The sequence below is a fragment of the Kamptonema animale CS-326 genome (assembly GCF_028330895.1).
Taxonomy (GTDB): domain Bacteria; phylum Cyanobacteriota; class Cyanobacteriia; order Cyanobacteriales; family Microcoleaceae; genus Kamptonema; species Kamptonema formosum.
In genome coordinates, this window is sequence record NZ_JAQMUA010000097.1 from 1 (window position 1) to 21256 (window position 21256).

Here is a 21256-nt window from a genome sequence, read left to right on the forward strand (position 1 = left end):
CGCAATGACAATAAAGGGGTAGTAAACCCGGATTTGGTATAACCCCGCCATCTGAGCGATAAAAATACCCCCCACAGCGCCGCATTACGTTAGGAGTGCATAAATCCTGAGAGTATAGTTGCATCCACCCTACGGGATAATTTCATTACTAGAGCTTTTACTTTTTCTACTAGGGTTAGGTGTTAACTCTGGCGGCGAAACTTGAACAGAACCCCATTCTTTCAAAAAGATATTTAGGAGAGCTTCTTGCTGTGCGCGAAATTCCTCAACATTTTCCCCTCCATTCATCATCACAAACCAAACAGTTCCTTGTTTTTTAGTTGGTAGTGCTCCTCCTAAAGCGCTGACATAATCGAGAGTTCCAGATTTGACAACAGCTAATGGAGGAATCTTGCGCTCATTTAAGATTCCCGGATCTTTTCCAACTACTGTTAAAACATCTGCAATTGTCATATTATAAGGTTGCAAATAGCGTTCAAGTGCTAAAAATATTGCACAGGCGGCGCGGGGAGAAATACGATTTTCTTCACTTAAGCCAGAACCATTAACGAGTTGAATTTCTGCGGGGGGAACTCCTGCGATTTCTGCGGCTTTTTCGGCTACTACTTTTGCTCCGCCGACAGTATCAGCTAACATATCAGCCATCAAATTATTGCTGTACTGATTCATTTTCTTTACGAGTTCGGCTAAAGGTAAAGAATAATGGCGGACTAGAGGCTGAATATTGGTAGGAGTTGTGGGTAAAACTTTTACTGAACCGTCAATTATTATCTGGGGTTTAGGAGTTGCTACTGGCAAAGTTTGATATTGGCTTTCAGCTTCTGAAGACCAAATTTGGCTATTTAACCCCTCTTTAAGCAGAGAGCCTGCTTTTTGGGGGTCAAGTTCAAAGTTCATGTAAAATTTACCGATAATTATCAAATTGCCAGTTATTCGTTTAATACCTTTTTGATTTAAGGTGTTACCCAGGGCAATTGCTTCTTCCCAGATAAATAACGGATCTTCGTCTCCCTCAATTACTAAGTCGCCTTTTAATACCCCTTTTTCAATGGGGCCGGTTGCATTGATTACAGTAACAAATTGACGATCTGGGCCAAAAGTTTGCAAGGCTGCTAAAGTTGTTGCTACTTTAGTAATTGAAGCTGCTGGTAGAGGGATTGTGCCTTGATGATTTGCTAAAAGAGTGTTTTTAGATTGTATCCACACCCCTTGTTTTTCTTTAGAAACTCCTTTAGCAGCTAGTTTTTTGATGTATTGCTGAATGATAGAATTAGCTGCTGTATCTGGATTGGCGGGAGATACAATTGATAATTTATCTTCTTTTTTGACTGAGGCAGGAGTGGCATCAGACTGAGGAGACGGAGATGGAATTTTAGGTGTTTCATTAGCAGTACATCCAGCAATAATTACTAAAACTATTCCCGATATTGCCGCAGTCAAGTGTCTGATTTTTAGCATTACTTTAATTTAACTCAACTTGATCCCAATCGGGACTTACGCCAAACTATATTATAATGTAATCGTGTTTATTAACGCAAGAAGTGTAAAATTTACGAGTAACTTTGAAGTAAAGACTGTTACGGGCAATACCACTCTACATTTAATTATTTTATTCTACTTATGAACTATTGGCTGATGAAATCGGAACCCGATGTTTACAGTATCACAGATTTGAAGCGCGATCGTACTTCTCTATGGGACGGTGTTCGCAACTATCAAGCTCGCAATTATTTGCGGCAAATGAACCAGGGAGACTTAGCATTTTTCTACCATTCTAATACTAATCCACTAGGAATTGTCGGTTTAATGCGTGTAATTGAAATCGGACTCGCCGATCCTACTCAATTTGACCATCAAAGTGAATATTACGATCCTAAGTCAACTTTAAATGCTCCTCGATGGCAGACAGTTAGTGTGGAATTTGTTGAGGAATTTGCTAAATTAATATCGCTCGATCTGCTTAAACAAGAGTTTACTAACGATCGGCTTTTATTGGTCAAAAAGGGGAATCGGTTATCAGTAATGCCCATAGCTGAGGATGTCGCTAAGAAGATATTGGCGATGAAATAATATTAGCACTATGATAAAAATACTAGCACTATGCTTAAGAGGGTCTGAGCGGAATCATAACTTTAAATTCTGCACCTTCTCCCGGCGTGGAAATACATTCTAAAGTTCCACCGTGCCGCTCTGTGATAATCTGATAACTAATTGATAGACCCATGCCTGTACCTTTACCAACAGCTTTGGTGGTAAAAAATGGGTCAAAAAGTCGCTCTCGGACGCTTTTGTGTATCCCCGGCCCATTATCAATAATCCTAATTTCTACATAGTTTGCATTCGATAATTGAGTGTGAATGCTAATACTGCTCGGCATTTGCTCCATTTCATTGATAGACCTTTGTGCATCCCTTTCATCAAGAGCATCCAAGGCATTGCTCAGAATATTCATAAACACTTGATTTAGCTGTCCGGCGCTACACTCAACTAAAGGTAATTTGCCATATTCTTTGATAAGATTAATCGCAGGTCGGTCGCTTTTTGCCTTAATTCTATGTTGCAAAATCATCAGTGTACTGTCGATACCTTCATGAATGTTTACCTCCTTCATTTCGGCTTCGTCCATACGTGAAAAGGTGCGTAGAGAGGTGACAATTTGTTGGATTCGCTCAGCTCCTACTTTCATGGAAGAGAGGATTTTTGGTAAATCTTCTAATAAAAATTCAATATCACTCGCTTCAATTTCCTCTTGGATTTCCGTAACTGGCTCTGGATAGTGTTTTTGATATAGTTGCAACAGTTTAAGTAGATTTTGAGTATAGTCATTGGCGTAGGTAAGATTCCCATATATAAAGTTAACTGGGTTATTAATTTCGTGTGCAACTCCAGCAACTAGCTGACCTAAACTAGACATTTTTTCACTCTGAATCAGTTGAGATTGAGTGCGTTGTAGCTGTCGCAAGGCTAGCTCTAAATCGAGGGCTTGCTGTCTTAATTGGGATTCTGAATGCCGTAGAGTTTCTTCTACAATTTTGCGATCGCGAATGTCGCGGGCAATACCCATAAAACTAATAATATTACCGTTAGCATCTTTAACAGGCGAAATATTACAGGTAATCCAATGCCAACTACCGTCTTTATGTTGGGCTCGTAACTCAAGTCCAGCCTGCTTCTCGCCAGTTTCAATAATACAGTTAAGAACTGCTGTAACGGCTGGCAAATCTTGAGGGTAAATCAAGGGTACAAAAGACTTTCCTAAGAGTTCAGATATCTCATAGCCGATCAGATCGGATATCTTGGGCGAGAGATATGTGAATATTGAATCTATTGAATGTTCGTAAATCAAATCATTCGCATTTTCTACTAATCTACGGAATTTAGCTTCACTTTCAGCAAGGGCAGCTTCTGCTAGTTTACGTAAGCTAATATCGCTAGCTATACCTGTTGCACCTAATATATTTCCGGCCTCGCCGCGTAGCGCGATCGCATTAAATATGAGATTGATAAGTCGGCCATCTTTAGCAATTTGAATACTCTCATACTGAAGGAGTGCTTCTCCAGCTAAAACGCAAGTAAAAGCTTCAAAATCTTTCGGAATTTGTTGGGGTGGGAGAAAGTCAGTAAACTGTCTACCGATCATTTCTTCCGGCTCATAGCCGTAAATTTTTTTAACTGCTGGGTTAACAAAAGTATAGCGTCCTTCCAGATCTACAGACCAGATCATATCTTGAGATGTATTGACTAAGCTGCGATATTTGCTCTCACTTTCTTGGAGAGCAATTTCTGCGGCTTTACTGTTAGTAATATTAGTAGCAGTAACTACTAGCTGGTGAATTTGTGAATTGTCGTGGCGCAATGGAGTCACATTTAGCAGCCACCAAGTTTCGTCACTATTGATATAAAATCGCTCCTCAAAAGAAATAGTTTTTCTATATCTAATAGCTTCTGCAAAGTACTGGCAGTAGAGTGTTGCCATATCAGGGGAAAGTGCCTCTGAGATAGTTTTTCCTAGTAGCAATTCTATCGGTACTAGGGTGATTCTTTCCATTGCGGGATTGAAGCGAACGTAGCGAAAATCCGCCCCACCATCCAACACATCTAAGACAAAGATACCGTAGTCTACACCATCCCAAATTCCCTGTAAAAATTGCGCTTGTTGCTGAAGTTGTTGCTCTACTTGTTTGCGTAAGCGCAGCTCGTCGTAGACATCACTAATTTCTGTAGAAACGCCCACCATTCCAATTACTTCGCCAGTGGCGTTACGAACCGGAGATAGTTGACTTTCGTATACTGCATCGGCTAATTCAGTAATCACGCCCTTCACTTTTTCCCCTGCTAGAGCGCGATTTATGCTATCAATAGTATCTGGTATATCTGGGTAAAGTTCCTCAACAAATTTACCAACTACTTCGCCTGCTTGCAATCCGATAGCTTCCAATCCTTTACCTTCAGAAAAGGTAAAGCGACCTTGAGTATCGATCGCAAATAAAATCAAGGGTGCAGATGAGAGTAAAGTTAGCAGTCGGGATTCACTTTGCTGCAATGCGGCTGTGCGTTCTTCTATTCTCGCTTCTAGTTCTTCGTTGAGCTCCCGCAAATTTATTTCTGCTTGCTTGCGAACTGTGATGTCTTGAGCAAAGCCTGTTGTACCAATGATTTTACCTTCGCTATAAATCGGAGTTTTTATTGTTTCGACCCAGGAAGTATTTCCTAGTGCATCGACAACCAATTCTTCAACTACTTTTTGTTGTCCTGAAACAATGACTTGAAAATCGTCTTCACGATATTTTGCCGCTAATTCTGATGGCCAAAGGTCGAAGTCAGTTTTGTCTACTATATCTTCTGGAGTCAAGCCACAAGCTCTGGCGAAGGGTTCGTTAACTGCAATGTATTTGCTTTCTGGGTCTTTGAGCCAAGCAATATGGGGTATATTGTTAAGCAGGGATTTAATCTGGCGTTCTTGTTTTTTTAGGTTTTCTTCTGCTAATTGCCGATCGAGTATTTCTTGTTGCAACTGAGCCACACTCTGTTGCAATTGATCTGTACGCTCCTCAAGGGCTTTTTCTAATTCTGCTTTTGACTGCCGTAAGGCTGACTCTGCCTTTTGGCTTGTTGCTAACTGTGTTTCTAACTCCGCGACGCGATCGCGTAGTATTGTCAATTGGTGCAGCAATTCAGCGGACATAAACTGATTGTTAAGTTAAGCTGTTACCCAATCTACAGTCTAGACCCAATTTTGAGTTACAGGAAAATTAAGCTTACAGAACTTACGATCTTTCCCGCCAAATTTTAATAGATCGATCGCTTCCCCCACTCGCTAAACTCTTCCCATCCCCGCTAAAAGCAAGAGACAAAACATCCCCAGAATGACCGCTGAGAATTTCCAGCAAAACGCCTGTATCTACGTCCCACAAAGAAATTTGACCTTCCCGACCACTGCTAGCTAAAATCTTTCCATCCCCGCTAAAGGCAACAGAGAAAACGCTTTCGGAATTATCTGCGATCGCGTGTAGCAATTCTCCTTTACCATCTCCCCTTACCCGCCAGAGCTTGATCGTACCATCGCGGCTACCGCTAGCTAAAATTTTCCCATCGGGACTAAAAGCTACTGCAATTATCCAGTTTGTATGACCAGACAAAGTACAAATCGATCTGCCAGTAGCAATATCCCAAAGTTGCACAGTTTTGTCCCGACTGCCACTAGCTAAAAACTGACCATTAGGACTAAAAGCTACTGCAAAAACCCCCTCAGAATGACCTGTAATAGTTTGCGTACACTTGCCTTTCTGCAAATTCCACAATCGGATAGTTTTGTCACGACTGCTACTAACTAAACTCTGACCATCAGCACTAAAAGCAACTGTATAAACCCGGTCTGAATGTCCCACCAAACTATACCACCATTTGCCTTTTTTCAAATCCCACATCTGAATAGTCTTGTCGCGACTGCCACTGGCTAAAGTCTGACCATTAGGATTAAAAGCAACACAATTCACCCAATCAGAATGACCTCTAAGCGTATACCACCGATTCCCTGTATCCAGTTTCCAAATCTCAATAGTATTGTCTCCACTACCGCTAGCTAAAGTTTGATTGTCAGGACTAAATGCCACAGAGGTGACTGAATCTAAATGTCCCGTCATCGTATAAATAATTTCCCAAGTTGGCGATCGCAGCGGTACCAATAACTTTTTTGTAACGGGTGGAGGTGCGATCGTAGGCACTGGCATTGTTAACTTAGGAACAGGTCGAGATCCAATTGGTGGTACTATAACTGCCGGCTGAAAATCTAAATCATCCAGCACCTCCGTTGCCGATCTATAGCGACGACTCAAGCTAGTTTCTAACAATTTATCTAAAATATTTCCCAGCTTAGTGCTCACCGAATTTTTCTTCAAATAATCTCGCCATACCCATTTATCCTCGTTGATATCGAACAAATCAAAAGGAGAAAGTTCCGTAAGCAAATGAACGCAAGTAGCGCCTAAACTATATAAATCGCTGGCAAAAACTGCCTGACCTCTAACTTGTTCAGGTGCAACATATTCGGGACTGCCGATAATAGTTCCGGTTCCTCCACCTGGCGTTACTACTTTCGCTGCACCAAAATCAACCAAAGCCAGATTTCCAACTGGGTAACTTAAAAACAAAGAAGTATCAGGAGGTTGCGGAGGTTTTCTAATAATATTGGCTGGTTTAATATCGCGATGAATCACTTGGCGATCGTGAACAAACTGCAAAACAGGTAGTAAATCTTTCAACAAACTCCGAATCTTAGCTTCACTAAAAGCACCTGCGATCGCTAATTCTTCTGCTAAATTTTCACCCCCAACAAATTCCTGAACTAAATATTGGTGGCCATCCTGTTCGAGATGGGCCAGCAGATCGGGAATTTGCGGGTGTTTTCCCAGTTCATCCAGTCTCGCCGCTTCTCGGTTAAATAATTCTGCTGCTTTCTCAGCATTATTAGTACCTAGTGACTGGGGAAAAAACTGCTTGATAACGCAGCGAGGTTTAGACGGTTTATCTTCATCAATTGCCAGAAAAGTTCTACCAAAACCCCCTCTACCAATGGGTTTGATGGCGCGATACCGTTCTTTTAGCAACAGTTTTGCGCCACAAGTTAGGCAAAACCTTGTAGCGTCGGGATTTTGGGGGTTCTGGCAGGAGGGGTTCAGACAATAACTCATAACCGGAAGCAAGAATCGGCATAAGTATATATTGACACTTTCCTGATGATTCTATGACTCTGCTTGGATTTTCAGAGCATACTCTTTAAACCTTTCCAAATCAGCCTGAATTGTCGATTCCACCACGCGGCCCAGAAATAAATTATCCATTAATTTGCCGAGAATGCCAGGAATCGCATAAGCTACTGTTAGCCTCACAATGCTGCTACCTTTGCGATCGTAAAATCTAACTGCACCGCGATTAGGCAATCCATCGACGGATTCCCATTGAATAATCTGACAGGGAACTAATTTCAAAATTCGGGAAAGCCAGCTAAATTCTAAGTTTCCTGTAGCTAGTTTCCACCGGGACAACTCTGGATCTTCTTCGAGAATATGCACTGATTCAATCCACTTCATCCAGCGCGGCATTTGTTCTAAGTCAGACCAAAGACTCCACGCCATTTCTATCGGGATGGCAACTTCTACTTGTACGCTATGTTCTAACCAATCTGACATTTTTTTTAATTGTTAATTGTTAATTGTTAACTGTTAACTGTTAACTGTGTTCAAAACTTAAAACTTGGGTGATGGATTGCGCTGGCGCTCCACCTATCCTACAATTCACTGAATATTGTAGGGTGGGCGCTGCCATAACCTCTGTCCTAATCGTAATATTATGATTGCGGCAGCGCCCACCTTACTAATTAGCCATTAGCCATTAGCCATTAGCGATTAGCCATTAGCCATTTCTAAAATCGCCTTAGCTGCCTGACGGCCGGAAATAGTGGCTCCTTCCATACTATCAATATAGTCTTGTTGAGTGTAACTTCCTGCCAAGAAAAAATTAGCTATCGGTGTTTTTTGAGCGGGACGAAAAGCATCCATTCCCGGTGCTTCGCGATACAAAGATTGAGCTAGCTTAACTACACTATACCAAGTCATATTTAATTCCCGTGCTGATGGGAATAAATCTAAAACTTGCTTAAGGACGTGCTGCGCGATCGCTTCATTATTCTCCTTAATAAATGGATCGCCAGGAGTTAGCACCAACTGTAACAGAGAACCTTCTCCTTTCTTATAGTAATCGGCCGGACTGGCTAATGCCAAGTCAGCAAAACAGGAAAAATCGGCATCTGCGGAATAAAGTAAATTATCTATTCCCACAGCATGACTCAACTGCTTGCGCTTCTCAGGATCGTCTAACTCTGTCACCCACCCATCAAACCGCAATTGCACCGTTGCTACTGGTACTGCATCCAATTTGTAAATATTGTCAAATTCCGACCATTTCCGCCACTCAGTAGGCAAAATTTTCTGCACTCCAGGCACATCTCCGGCGAAAAGGTAAGCATCGGCAGTGATAGTTTCTTCTGTTTCACCTTTCGCGATCGCTAACCCCGTCACGCGAGTTTCGCCGCCATCTTCTGCAAACAAAATTTCCCGCACTCGCCGCCGCGTATAGATTTTAACACCCCGATCTTCCAAATATTTAACAATCGGTTTATGTAAATATTCATTTGGAGAACCCTGCAACATTCGCATCACCGAGGCTTGAGTTCTACAAGCAAAAAACTGAAAAATTGTCAACATACACCGGGCAGAAATATTTTCAGTATCGATAAAACCCAGTGCGTAGGCGATTGGATTCCACATCCGTTTAAGACTGCCATTATTACCGCCTTGACCTCTAAACCAGTCAGCAAAACTAATATTATCTAGCTTGCGAATAGTTCTCATTGCCCCATCAAAGTCTACCAAACCGCGTACAATTGGACTCGTAGCCAGAGCAATCGAATTTTGAATTTTATCTTGTACAGATAACTGAGATGTGGTAAAGAAAGCCTTTAAACCGTTAAAGGGAGCGCCAGCAATAAACCGAAAATCTAGAACTCCCGTCTCGCCGCCTCTATTAATAAAAGTATGAGTGTGTTCTTTGAGGAGCAAATTATCAAAAGCTCCTACTTTTTTCATCACTTCAAATAAGTTATAATAGCAGCCAAAAAAGACGTGCAAACCCATTTCTACGTGATTCCCGTCAGGATCGACCCAACTCCCCACTTTACCGCCTACGAAAGGTCGGGATTCAAAAATTTCTACTTGATGTCCGGCATCGACTAAATCGATGGCACAAGTCATGCCAGCTAGTCCAGCACCCGCGATCGCAACCCGCATTTTACCTCTTCCTTTTGTATGCCATTACAGATTATAACTCGGTGTGTAATGGGATTGTTGGGCTGCGGTTACAGCAACAATTTCCTGAGCAAAAATTCAGATTCTTTCCAAATAGTTCTCTACAACCTTAACCTCAAAGGGTGTACCGGACTTTTTAGGCAGCCATCCCATCTGCAATGCCTGTTGTATCCACAATGCCACCTCTGAAGGCGTTACCGGGCTTATTGCATACCTCCGCTCGATTCTCCAAGCTCGAATTTCTCCTGATTGATCTTGAAGTTGCACAGGCACGAGTTCACCATGAACTAGGCTGAATCCCTGTGGATGGAGACGATCCGTCACAATCACTAGCACTGAGCCAGGTTCTTGAGCGTGTTCGACTGCAACGTGAAGACACCCCTCCGGGTAATCTGCTTGCCCATTAGTGGCTTGCCTGCGGATGAGCCAGATGAATCGTTCTCCTTCAACAACTATTTTTCGTGTGCCTTTTTTCGGGATGGACATTTATTTCACTTGCCTTGCTCTTAACTCCAAAAGTGAAACAAGTACAGACGATCGCTCTATCCAAAGATACATTTACGCGGGCGATCGCAACCAGCGCCACTTTTGTATAATAGGGGAATCTTACCTGTCGTCAGACGAATTGCTCACTGAATGAATAACTTATTAACTCGTATTACCCAAATACCCGGTCAGTGCGGTGGTCGCCCTTGCATTCGAGGCATGAGAATTCGGGTAAGCGATATTTTAGAAATGTTAGCAGAAAATGTTAGTGTTACTGAAATTTTAGAAGACTTCCCCGATTTGGAATCTGAAGACATCCAAGCCTGTCTGCTGTTTGCTGCCCGACGCACTGATTTCCCTCGTTTAACAGCATGAACATTTGGATTGATGCTCAGTTACCTCCTACCTTAGCAAGTTGGATCGCTAATACCTTTAACATACAAGCTTCGGCACTACGGGATCTTGGGTTAAGGGACTCAAGAGATATCGAGATTTTTGAGGCGGCACGAACTGTTAATGCAGTAATTATGACAAAAGATGGTGACTTTGTTGACTTGGTATGTCGGCTAGGAATGCCGCCCCAAATTCTTTGGCTGACTTGTGGCAATGTCACGAATCGTTACCTGCGTCAACTTCTCATTGTCACGCTACCCGACGCATTGGAAAGATTACGAGAAGGAGAATTGATTGTAGAAATTAGTAGCACACCCTAAGCGATCGCATCGTGAGTGTAAGTTTTTCCGTCAGAATCACAAACTGACAGTGAAATAATCGCTTCAAACTCCGCATTGATGATTCCAGTAATCATATATTTTTCTTTGTGCGTCCGCCGAATCTACGGACATGGCGGGAACCAATGCGGACAATCCAAATTTGAGCGTCGGGGTGACGTAATTCGAGGTTCGCGCAGGCATCAATTTCACTGGCATTAACTTCAAAGTCTCCAGTTTCAATGTCTATCGCTACAATTTTGCCATGATTACTTGATTCAACTTGTGGGTAAACAAGAGATTCGTAAATCTCGTCACCGCGTCGAGCAAATTCTTCTTTGCTGTATTGCGGTTGCCGGACTGCCATAGGATCTACTCCTGATTTCCGTTTAGACTCTTCTATTCTAGCCTGTCTGCCGTTAGCTATTCATCGCCGCCTCTGTTATAACGTCCACAACTTCTTTAGCACGAGAAATCATCGGAACATGACTTGATTCTAAAACAATAGTTGTTGCATTCATTCGCTTAGCAAAATCATGTTGTAGTTCAGGCGAAACAGCTTTGTCATTGTTCGCAACAATATACCAACTTGGCTTATTTTTCCACGCTGGCGAATCTATCTTTGCTTCTAACAATGACGTAGATGGCGGGTTTTGAGTAGCATACATCAATGCTGATTTTTCTGCCGGAATGTCGCCAGCTAAAATTGTTTGTACCCTTTCTTTTGAAATCCAAATAAAGCCTTCTTGTTCTTGAAAGTGCTCCGATGGCGATGCAGATTCGTACTTACTCATCAAATCTATCATCGATTCGCCAGCATCAGGAGCAAGTGCAGCAATATAGACTAACCCAGAGACTCGTTCATCGTTACCAACTTCACTAATAATCATACCTCCCCATGACTGACCAACCAGAATACATTGACCTTCTATGCGATTCAAAGCGCGTTTTGTGGCAGCAACATCATCGGCTAATGATGTCAGCGGGTTTTGAACTGAGACAACTTCGTAACCTTCCGCCAACAACATTGAAATAACTTCGCTGTAACTAGACCCATCTATCCAGAAACCATGAACTAATACAATGTTTTTAACTTTTGTCATGATGGTCTTTCCCTTTCACCACCATAATTTTGTTCACATCACATTGTCAATCGAGTCTGTTAAAAGTGCAGTTAACTGCCACTTTCTTTTATAGTCATCGAGCAAGGCTTTTTGTTGTGGTGTCAACTCATAAATTTCTTGCATTCTCTAACATTAATTCCCACACGCTACTACAAACATCAAAACATTGGCATCAATTGCAGCGGCCCAATTCCCAACTCTTTCGGTGGAACAGATCGCACCTCAAACAAAGCCATCATATCCTTATACTGAGGCTGACCGCGCGACGCACCCGTGATTCCCTTAGAAATAATCAAACCGCACCAACCCTTAGTAACTTGACAGCGGCGATCCCACTTTTTCCTAGCTTCCTCATGCACCGGATCGTCTGCTACAAATTCACCAAACAAGTATAAATCACCACTATGAGCCTGTAAAATCCCTAAATCATAATGCTCATCGGCAAACATATCTTCCCCCGGATTAAAACAAAAAGCCTTAATCCCTCCCGCTTCTTGCAAATCATTAATCATTGTCTTTGCCTTCGGCGCTGAAGTTTGGATCAAAACCACAGGCAAACCATCTCCTACTGCTTCAATATCAGTATCCGCAGGTTGATGAAACAGACCCTTTTCTCGCAGGAAATTGACCGTTTCCCAAGGCAATACACCGATGCTAAGTAAAGAATTTGGCGGCACTAAATCATCCCGGAGCAGCGGCATTTCGATGTCATCATCATCGTCATCGTCATCATCAGCAACCATATCCCAAAGTTCTTCAGCCACCTCCGGCATAGTCGCAACCTTCACTGGCATCAACTTATTTTCCCCATCTGATTGAGGAACCGGGATGCGGTAGCGCGTGGAAATACTAGGAAACTGACCGTCGGCAAGCTTCCGGTGCGATGCCCGTAAAAAGCGGTGAAAAGCTTCTAATGCAACTAAAACAGTTAGCGCCTCTTCTTCATAAAGAATAGAACGTAATCCTTCTAAAGGATGGAGATTACCAAAATTAGGCTCTATTTCCGAGGCGGGCAAGCTAGCTAAATCAACATCATCGTCATCGTCATCACTTTCATTGCTACTTTCAAACGTGACAAATAAGCAATCTTGACCTAAAAAAGCCTGTTCTAAATTTTCAAAAGATTCTTCATTTACTACCCGTTGCCGAAACTGTTTTAGGGAATCTAGAGAACGGTATAGCAACACCCCATAATCCATCCCTCCCCTACCCAGTACGGAGACGTAAATAGTAGCAACATCCCACTGATTCAACTCAATCGAAACAATTTGATGTTCGGCCAAGCTATCCCAAGGCGCATCCTGCCAAATATTCCCGGCTTTTTCCCGCAAAGATTCCGCGTATTGAGGCGGTAATTGAGGTGGCTGATTGAGAGCAACTTCTTGCATTCCCCGGAATATTTCGTCAATTAAAGGCAAATCCGGTACGTAATCGATCGCAATATCTAAATCCTGAAGCACGCCCCGCAGGAAAAACTGAATTTGTCTGTCTTTAACTACTATTTTTTGGGGACGAGCAACTGGAGCCGGACTTTGAGGATGTTCCATCGCCCGTAGCAAGGAGCGTACAACAGCTTCCGGCCCAGTTTCAGGGGCTACCACGTCCATTGCTCGTACTACTCCTTCCGAACCGTCTACCCAAAGAATGCAGTCGCCAGGGCCTTCCATGTCTTCCTCCGACATCGCATCAGGAGACAATGGGCGGCGATCGCCTTCCCACACGCTGGGAATTTGCTGTAAGTTTTGTAGCCGACGGAGAGTAGTTCGATTGAGAGCTGCCATAGAGTAAGCCCGAAAGGGTGAAGCATTAATGCGGTGTATTGAGGTTTATTACCGCTTCTCAATCATAGAACCTTATGGTTCGGGAGGGCATCGGGCTTTAAGTACGGAGATCCAGGACGGACAAGGGGGCTAATTCCTGTAAAATAATATTAAGGATAAAATTAAAGAATTATCTCAGATACACAGTATCAGGAGTTCGGAAAGCCGATGACACAAGCCATTTCTGAAAAACAGGGCATTCAGATGACTGAATCCGCCATCCGCCAAGTTCTGTCTTTAAGGGACAAACAGGGTAAAGACCTCTGTTTGCGGGTAGGTGTACGCCAAGGCGGTTGCTCTGGAATGTCTTACATGATGGATTTCACCGACCCCAGCACCGTTGGAGAACACGATGAAGTATTTGACTACAACGGTTTTCAGGTAGTTTGCGATCGCAAAAGCCTTCTTTATCTCTACGGTTTGGTACTAGACTTCAGTGATGCTATGATCGGCGGCGGTTTCCAGTTTACTAACCCCAATGCTAGTCAAACCTGCGGTTGTGGCAAGTCCTTTTCTGCCTAAAATCAGAACTGACGACTGGAGTTCAAAAGTTATGAGTTATGAGTTATGAGTTTTAAATAATAATTATTTAACTCAAAACTCAAAACTTTTTTTTTCTCTTCCCCTTCCCCTTCCCTTTCCCTTCCCTTTCCCTTTCCCTTTCTCTAACTAAACAATGACCAAAACACCTGAAGAACTTTTTCAAGACGGATTAGAGCGCTACCAAGCTGGCGAAACCGCTTCGACATTGATTCCAGTATTTAAGGAAGTATGCGATCGCGCTCCCAAAAATGGCAACGCCTGGACTAGCCTCGCTTGGCTGTACCTTTTAGACAACAAGCCCGCCCCAGCCCTGAAAGCAGCAAAAACCGCAGTCAAACTTAATCCTCACGATCCCCAGTCTCGCATTAACATGGCCTTGGCGATGCTGGAACTTGGCGAAAAAGGAGTGCGTCCTCATATAGAAATGGCGCAGCAGATGGTTATGGCTTCCTCAGAATGGCTAGAGGAAGTTAAAAAAAATCTTGAAGAAGGATTAACTAAAAAACCAGATTGGAAGAGTTTAATCCGAGTCAAGCAATGGCTGCTAGAGGCCTAAAGAACTAAATCTATTTCTCAGGGAGGATGAAGACTTTAAATCTTCCTCTTTGTTGAGAAATTGTAATAATTCATTAAATAACTTTATAGAAAATTCATAAAACTGATGTTAGGATTTGAAAACTTCGGTGATTAACAATCATTGTTGCCCGTTTTTAGACCACCTTAGATAATACCAGGAGTTGTGTGATTATGACTAATGACAGCAACGTTAATGTGAGACCCGCAACCCGCAATCACAAAGGTTTTTTTGTTCAGCCAGCTTCCTATAAGCTGATGAGTATCGATAAGTCTGGATGGGCTTTGATTTGTCTTGATAACGCCGTGTGCCACTATGTTGACCCCGATAATTTACAACTTCCCCATAAATCTACCGAAGCCTAATATTAAACTGGCACTCGCACAGATTTTAATATGCGATTTATAAGTAGCTGTCCTGGTTCCAGAGACAGCCACTTTTTTAGGTAAAAGTTAAGGGCTAATGGCTAATTGCTAATGGCTAATGGCTAATGGCTAATGGCTAATTGCTAATGGCTAATGGCTAATGGCTAATGGCTAATTGCTAATGGCTAATTGCTAATTGCTAAGAGATAAGTAAGTATACTTAATAAAATTAAAAAGATCTGTAGCTGGGATTGAGTCCTCAAACCCTAATCTTTGTTAACAGTTAACAGTTAAGAGTTAACAGTTAACAGTTAACAGTTGACAGGTAATGCTCAAAACCACGGCCATTCTGCCAGCGGAGAAAATTCTTGAGGTTCAGCTATAAATCCGTTACTTTGCCGGATAGCCTCTTGCCGCCGGGCAAAATTCCACTGCCGCCGCCGCCATAGTGCGATACCAGTAATAAACAGCAACGCAGGTGTCAAACCGATAAATACATAAACAATTTGCATTATTAACCCCCCGTATACACCTATGTGCAGCGGGAACAACAAATTCAGAATTCGCTCTGCCAAAGATACTTTGAAAGCATTCTTCACCAGCAAAACTTTACCGCTATACTGGTCGAGAGCGACTTCACTATTACCATTTGGGTGAATAACTTCCTGGGGTAATTTTTTTGCTACCTTCACAACTCCATCTGGTTTTTGGGGAAGAGAAATAAAGGTAATTTCCCCTCCTGGCAAAGCCGCTTCTGCCTTTTGTAAAATGATATCCACTGCCATTGGTGATTTGTCAACAACAGTAGATGTCGGTTCCGAGAGTTTTTGCGTACCAGTCAGCCAGTAAACTCCAGGTTCAAAGTGAGAGTAAAAAATCATTGCCGTCCCAGTAAAAGCAATCAAAATCAGAAATATTACGGATACAATTCCCCCAGTTCTGTGAATATCGTAGTTAATCAGGTGACTGGGTGCCTGCCACCTGATTTTTAAACTTAAATTCAGATTTTTCCAAGTTGGTAATAAAATTATTCCAGTTATACCTAGCAGCAACAATAATAGACCACAACTACCCACGACTAACCCACCAGTTTCACCCGCAAGTAAAGTGATGTGAAGGTCATAGAGGAAAGTCATTAGCGTGCGTCCCCACTGTTGTTTACCAAGGAGTTCTCCTGTATAAGGATTGATGTAAACAAAGAAATAATTCCCATTTGTTGAGGTCATTCCTATTTTGTAAGACGCATCTGGCTTTTTCGGCAACTCAATGTAACCGAGCATTAAATCAGGATAGGCTTTTAGAGATGTATCGAGTGCTGACTGTAGAGGTATGCGATCGCCTTGGGGAACGACAAAGGACAACTGAGGATTGAGAGAGCGATCGATTTGATGCCAAAAGACTAAGGAACTGCCCGTTAAGCCGATAATTACCAGTAGAATTCCTACCATGATACCGACATAGCGGTGTAGGGTAAATGCGAGTTGGCGTAATTTCATGTTAAGACTCTGCTTAGAAAATGGGAATTTGGGTTTAAATTTGTTAACAATCCCTCGCCCCCAACAGTCTGAGCCAATCACAGGGACATTGAGTTCAAACAACTGACGGGAAAGTAACGATCTATGTCAATAAGCTGGAAATTATCACTAATTTTTTGCAGTAACCTGCTCAAAATAGAATAACTCCGCTGCCAATGTCAAGTAAATATTTAAATTATTTATTGAAAATTATTCTCTAGTTTTTTGGTAAAATCTACTTGTGTACTGTTGGCCAATTTGGAGACGCGCCTAAAGCAATGCCTCTCTTAGCTGCCCCTAATCCAACCACAAGCTGCTAACAAGTAAGTTTGAGGACGATCGCTGGAAGATAACTTATGAAATTTTATAGTTATATTAAAAATAGTTATTTATGGCTGCTTGCCCAGTTCGATAAATCAGTCTGAGATATGTGGCTCTAATTAAGAATTAATACTAATAAGCTCTCGCAGTAGCTAGAGAAAAATTTATTGAGGAGGAAGATGGGGAGTATTGAGTTTTGAGATGGCTTCGTACCTCCCAACGCGCTTTACCCTGCGGGTAGGCTAGGTCAACGCTGTGCATAAGTTTTGAGTTAGGAATTTTCCCAGTCCCCATCCTCCCTAAAAGTCTTGAGGTGAGAAGTTAAGGACGGCGGTTAAGCTGAGCTGTGGTAATTTCTCACAATTCCTAACTCAAAACTCTCTTCCCCTACTCCCTATCTTCTAAGCAGAAGCCAAAATTTCTTCTAACGCTTCCCTTAAAGCCGGATATTGATATTCAAAACCAGAAGATAAAGTGCGTTTCGGTAAGACTTGCTGACCTTCCAAAACCACTTTTGCACCGTCTCCCAGCAAAACCTCCAAGGCAAAACCTGGCACGGGTAGCCAAGAAGGGCGGTTTAAAACATCTCCTAAAGTTTGACAAAATTGGGTCATGCGAACCGCGTTAGGTGCTGTGGCGTTGAAAACTCCCTCAACTTGGGGATGCGTAAGCGAGAACAAAATTAGATTAACCACATCCTCCCGGTGAATCCAAGAAAACCACTGCTTCCCAGTACCGATGGGGCCGCCAGCAAAGAGTTTAAAAGGAGCTAGCATTTTCGCGATCGCACCTCCCATTCCCAACACAATACCCAGCCGCAAAATCACCAGCCTTGTCCCCGCACTCTTCACAGGCCGAGCCGCCGCCTCCCAAGCTTGACAAACTTCAGCCAGAAAATCATCCCCAGGGGAACTACTTTCCTCAAAAGCCGCCGTTTCACTCGTACCGTAATAGCCGATCGCAGAGCCACTCACTAACACAGAAGGCTGAGGATTAGCATTAGCGATCGCCTCCACCAATTTTTCAGTAGTCAGCTTGCGGCTGTCCATAATTTCTTGTTTGCGTGCAGCCGTCCAACGTTCCTCAGCGATGGGAGCCCCCGCCAGATTCACCACACCCTCACAACCCCCTAGAGCCTGCTGCCAAGAACCCGAAGCTGTGGGAGTATAGGCGATAATTTCCAAATTGGGATAGGCTAAAGCTGGAAAAACTCGCCGAGCTCTTGCTACATCGCGACTCAAAACCAGCACTTGATGCCCTGACTCATGTAGCCGTTCCACCAGCCGGCTGCCTACAAATCCCGTTGCTCCTGCGATCGCTACTTTCATTAATCGAACTTACTCCAAAGGTTGTGGTCGATTGAACTTTACTCCAAACCTGTTCTAGATTATACAGATTAGCTTCATTCGGGGTAATAGGGACATCCACACAACCCTTGAGCAATGCGATCGAAAAGGGGAAGGGGAAAATTAAAAATTCTCTTGATTGCGCCTTCGGCTTTCCGCAAACAGGAAAAGAGAAAGGGGAGGTTAGGAAAGGATGAAGGATAAAATTTTTTTACTGATGCTTTTCCTCTTCCTCAACCCCGTCTGCTTTCCCTTCGTTAAACTTAAATAGGATATGTGAGGAGCATAAATAATGCCTGTAAAGAAATCACGACTTCTAATAATTGCTGCCGTAGTTGCAGCAGGTAGTGCAGCGACCTATTTTTACTTCAAAGGCTTCGCCAGCAAAGTATTTAGCCCCCAAGAACTTGCCCAAGTCGTACCGCCAGAAGCAATAATGGCCACTTTTATCTCTCCCAATCCCGGAGCTCTGATTCAGTTGCAGCGATTTGGTACTCCTGAAACTCAAAAGCTAATCGAGCGGAGTTTAAGCGACTTCCAAAAGCAGAGCTTAGCTGGCAGCGATATCGATTTTGACAAAGACATCAAACCTTGGGTCGGCGGGGTCGCTATTGCCCTACTTCCACCCTCAAAAACTGCTAAAACCGAACCCCCAAAACTATTAGTTGCTGTCACTATTAAAAATAAAATCAGCGCTTGGAATTTTGCCAATAAATTGAAAGCACAACAAGGGGCAACAGCCCAGGAAAGCGAATATAAGGGAGTTAAAATTTCTGATGTGACCGAAAAAAGCGGGAAGCGTTACAGCGTAGCTTTACTTGGCAATCAATTAGCGATCGCTCCTTACAGAAAGACGGTGGAAGCAGCCGTTGATACATTCCAAGGGAAAGCTAATATTGCCAACAAACAGGATACCTCTGCTATTTTTGCCAAAAGTGCAGGAGTGGCAAATCCAATTGCCACTATTTTCATTGCTGACTATCCAGCTTTGATGCAGCAATTGCGGGAAAACTTGCCAGACAATTCTAAACTGCCCTCAACTGCTTTATCGCAATTTAAACAAATTAAATCGGTGGTTATGGGCCTTGGAGTAGACGATCGGGGTGTGAGGTTGAAAGTGGTTTCGCAGTTAGACCCATTATTAGCAGCAAAAGAGCCACAACCACAGACAGCGCGCAAATTAGCCGCAAGATTTCCAGCAGAAACAGTCGCCTTGGTTGGGGGAAAAGGACTCAGTAAAATTTGGTCGCAGGTAACAAGTGAGGCAAAAGACGATCCTGAAGTTGCCAAGGGAGTTATACAGGTAAGGCAGGGTTTTCAAAGGTTAGATTTGAATGCAGATCGAGAGGTTTTTGGTTGGATGGATGGGGAATTTGCAGTGGGCGCGATCGCGTCTAAGGAAGGGATTTTATCGCAGTTGGGTATGGGAGGAGCGATGATTTTTGAAACCAGCAATCGCGCTCAAGCTGAAGCGACGCTGAAGAAACTTGACGCGATCGCTCGCAGTAACCCATCAGTAAGTGTAGCCCCCAGAAAAATTAAGGATACAGAGGTAACGGAATGGAAAATTCCGCAGCAGGGGACGGTATTTGGTCACGGTTGGCTGAGCCCGAATTCAGTTTTTATAGCTTTTGGCGGGCCTCTGATCGATGTAATTATTGCACAACCCCAGCCATCTGTTAGCAGTCTCAGTTCCTTTGCGATCGCGAAGTCTTTAGCCCAACCCAGTCAGGGTTATCTTTACTGGGATGTGGAAAAAACTATGGCTTGGGCAAACCGTTATGTTTTGTCTGTACAGCCGACTTTATTACCACCCGAAACCGCAACATTATTGAATTCAATTCAGGGAATTGGCATCGGCACAACTTACCCCGATCCCTCAACTGCTCAAGTAGAGATGCTGTTGGGGTTGAAGACCAAAAGCTAGGTAATTATTAACGATGATTCTATCCAGAAATAGCGGATTATCCTGTCCAAGCAACACTTAGATTAAAGGCCAAGATATAATAGGATTATCTACATATAGAATTACTAAAATTTTTGCCCAATTGCTAAGTGGTAATAAAAGTAGTATAATCAACGACTGAGTGTAGTCAGCTATGGCACTGCATTCATACCATACTAGAGAAAAAATACAAAAAATGACTGTTGCTACTAATACAAATCTCGGACTTGCTTCGCGCTTAGTAAATGGCGTACTTTCCATTAAGCCTTTAGCTAACTTGGCAAAACACCAGGCCCGCGAAATGATGATTAAACGAGCAGAAAAAATAGGAGTACATTGGCGAGAGGAAGCGCAAGCACTTTTAGCCCGTAACTGGGATGCAGAAATGCAAAGCGTACAAAATCCAAACTTAAGTTACCCTAAGTATTATCTAACATCATTCCATGCTTACGAACAGGGTAATATGAGCTGGGAAGCAGCAACAGAAGTTGGAGTTGCAGCGCGTGCAGTTCATGCGGGAATTTGGCCAGAAGCAGGCGCAGAAGGCGACGCGAAACTTCGCCAAAGTTATCACGACATTCTTAAAGAGCAAATTGTTAGCGAACCCCTTGACATTTTAGACTTGGGCTGTAGTGTCGGCATGAGTAGTTTTGCCATGCAAAATACCTATCCGCAGGCGAAGATTACAGGAGTAGATTTATCGCCTTATTTCCTCGCAGTTGCCCAGTATCAATCACAACAACAAAATCGCAAAATTAATTGGGTTCACGCAGCAGCAGAATCAACAGGTTTACCCTCAGCATCTTTTGATTTAGTTTCCATCTTTTTAGTGTGTCACGAATTACCACAAGCTGCAACAATGCAAATATTTCGTGAAGCCAAGCGATTGTTACGCCCTAATGGACATTTGGCAATGATGGACATGAATCCTCAATCGGAAATTTATGCCAAAATGCCACCTTATATCTTGACTTTGCTCAAAAGCACTGAGCCTTATTTGGATCAGTATTTCAGCTTAGATATAAGCGCAGCTTTACTAGAAGCAGGTTTTGCCACACCGACAATTACTTGTAATAGTCCTCGGCATCGTACTGTTATTGCCAAAGCAATAAACTAGGGGCTAGGGGCTAGGGGCTAGGGAAAGAG

Annotated in this window: 19 protein-coding genes; 8 read left to right on the plus strand and 11 right to left on the minus strand. The window is 43.0% G+C overall.

The window, feature by feature from the left end; translation table 11 throughout:
- Positions 1 to 129 precede the first annotated feature (129 nt).
- A complete protein-coding gene (locus tag PN499_RS05590) occupies positions 130 to 1458 on the minus strand; it encodes a D-alanyl-D-alanine carboxypeptidase (RefSeq protein ID WP_272030706.1) in 1329 nt (442 codons plus the stop codon).
- 162 nt (positions 1459 to 1620) lie between these two features.
- Here PN499_RS05590 and PN499_RS05595 point away from each other — a divergent pair, with 162 nt between their 5' ends.
- Complete coding sequence (locus PN499_RS05595) at positions 1621 to 2070, plus strand: EVE domain-containing protein (protein ID WP_272030707.1); 450 nt, start codon at positions 1621 to 1623, stop codon at positions 2068 to 2070.
- A gap of 34 nt (positions 2071 to 2104) precedes the next feature.
- Here the strand turns inward: PN499_RS05595 and PN499_RS05600 are convergent, their stop codons facing one another.
- From PN499_RS05600 to PN499_RS05620, 5 genes are all read right to left on the minus strand, one after another.
- Entirely contained in the window at positions 2105 to 5185 is a 3081-nt protein-coding gene (locus tag PN499_RS05600) for a PAS domain S-box protein (RefSeq protein ID WP_272030708.1), read from the minus strand.
- A gap of 82 nt (positions 5186 to 5267) precedes the next feature.
- Complete coding sequence (locus PN499_RS05605) at positions 5268 to 7190, minus strand: serine/threonine-protein kinase (RefSeq protein ID WP_272030709.1); 1923 nt, start codon at positions 7188 to 7190, stop codon at positions 5268 to 5270.
- Positions 7191 to 7241: 51 nt separating this feature from the next.
- Positions 7242 to 7688: an SRPBCC family protein gene (locus PN499_RS05610; RefSeq protein WP_007352888.1), complete on the minus strand. Its 447-nt coding sequence runs from the start codon at positions 7686 to 7688 to the stop codon at positions 7242 to 7244.
- A 216-nt stretch (positions 7689 to 7904) separates the two neighbouring features.
- On the minus strand, positions 7905 to 9344 hold the full coding sequence (zds, locus tag PN499_RS05615; RefSeq protein ID WP_272030711.1) for a 9,9'-di-cis-zeta-carotene desaturase: 1440 nt from the start codon (positions 9342 to 9344) through the stop codon (positions 7905 to 7907).
- Positions 9345 to 9440: 96 nt separating this feature from the next.
- Positions 9441 to 9848, minus strand: a complete 408-nt coding sequence (locus PN499_RS05620) for a hypothetical protein (RefSeq protein WP_272030712.1) — start codon at positions 9846 to 9848, stop codon at positions 9441 to 9443.
- A 150-nt stretch (positions 9849 to 9998) separates the two neighbouring features.
- On the opposite strand from PN499_RS05620, the gene PN499_RS05625 reads away from it, so the two are divergent.
- Entirely contained in the window at positions 9999 to 10223 is a 225-nt protein-coding gene (locus PN499_RS05625; RefSeq protein WP_272030713.1) for a DUF433 domain-containing protein, read from the plus strand.
- A complete protein-coding gene (locus tag PN499_RS05630; protein WP_272030714.1) occupies positions 10220 to 10561 on the plus strand; it encodes a DUF5615 family PIN-like protein in 342 nt (113 codons plus the stop codon). The genes PN499_RS05625 and PN499_RS05630 overlap by 4 nt, the downstream gene beginning before the upstream one ends.
- A 91-nt stretch (positions 10562 to 10652) precedes the next feature.
- Here PN499_RS05630 and PN499_RS05635 read toward each other — a convergent pair whose 3' ends face one another.
- The 3 genes from PN499_RS05635 to PN499_RS05645 all read right to left on the minus strand — a co-directional run bounded on the left by PN499_RS05635 (position 10653) and on the right by PN499_RS05645 (position 13463).
- Complete coding sequence (locus PN499_RS05635) at positions 10653 to 10925, minus strand: hypothetical protein (protein WP_272030715.1); 273 nt, start codon at positions 10923 to 10925, stop codon at positions 10653 to 10655.
- 52 nt (positions 10926 to 10977) lie between these two features.
- Complete coding sequence (locus tag PN499_RS05640; protein WP_272030716.1) at positions 10978 to 11661, minus strand: alpha/beta fold hydrolase; 684 nt, start codon at positions 11659 to 11661, stop codon at positions 10978 to 10980.
- A 179-nt stretch (positions 11662 to 11840) separates the two neighbouring features.
- Positions 11841 to 13463, minus strand: a complete 1623-nt coding sequence (locus tag PN499_RS05645; RefSeq protein WP_272030717.1) for a DUF6930 domain-containing protein — start codon at positions 13461 to 13463, stop codon at positions 11841 to 11843.
- A 207-nt stretch (positions 13464 to 13670) separates the two neighbouring features.
- Here PN499_RS05645 and PN499_RS05650 point away from each other — a divergent pair, with 207 nt between their 5' ends.
- From PN499_RS05650 to PN499_RS05660, 3 genes are all read left to right on the plus strand, one after another.
- Positions 13671 to 14024, plus strand: coding sequence for a HesB/IscA family protein (locus tag PN499_RS05650; protein WP_272030718.1), 354 nt, complete (start codon positions 13671 to 13673; stop codon positions 14022 to 14024).
- 154 nt (positions 14025 to 14178) lie between these two features.
- Positions 14179 to 14601 carry a tetratricopeptide repeat protein gene (locus PN499_RS05655; RefSeq protein ID WP_272030719.1) on the plus strand — a complete coding sequence of 141 codons (423 nt, stop codon included), beginning with the start codon at positions 14179 to 14181 and terminating at the stop codon, positions 14599 to 14601.
- 191 nt (positions 14602 to 14792) lie between these two features.
- Entirely contained in the window at positions 14793 to 14984 is a 192-nt protein-coding gene (locus tag PN499_RS05660) for a hypothetical protein (RefSeq protein ID WP_272030720.1), read from the plus strand.
- Between the two features lie 332 nt (positions 14985 to 15316).
- Here PN499_RS05660 and PN499_RS05665 read toward each other — a convergent pair whose 3' ends face one another.
- Positions 15317 to 16480 (minus strand): PepSY-associated TM helix domain-containing protein, encoded by a 1164-nt coding sequence (locus tag PN499_RS05665; protein WP_272030721.1) that lies wholly within the window; start codon positions 16478 to 16480, stop codon positions 15317 to 15319.
- Positions 16481 to 17220: 740 nt separating this feature from the next.
- A complete protein-coding gene (gene thyD, locus PN499_RS05670) occupies positions 17221 to 18147 on the minus strand; it encodes a thylakoid membrane protein ThyD (RefSeq protein ID WP_272030722.1) in 927 nt (308 codons plus the stop codon).
- 310 nt (positions 18148 to 18457) lie between these two features.
- Here thyD and PN499_RS05675 point away from each other — a divergent pair, with 310 nt between their 5' ends.
- Complete coding sequence (locus PN499_RS05675; protein WP_272030724.1) at positions 18458 to 20092, plus strand: DUF3352 domain-containing protein; 1635 nt, start codon at positions 18458 to 18460, stop codon at positions 20090 to 20092.
- A gap of 214 nt (positions 20093 to 20306) precedes the next feature.
- On the plus strand, positions 20307 to 21227 hold the full coding sequence (locus PN499_RS05680) for a class I SAM-dependent methyltransferase (RefSeq protein ID WP_272030725.1): 921 nt from the start codon (positions 20307 to 20309) through the stop codon (positions 21225 to 21227).
- Positions 21228 to 21256: the final 29 nt, after the last annotated feature.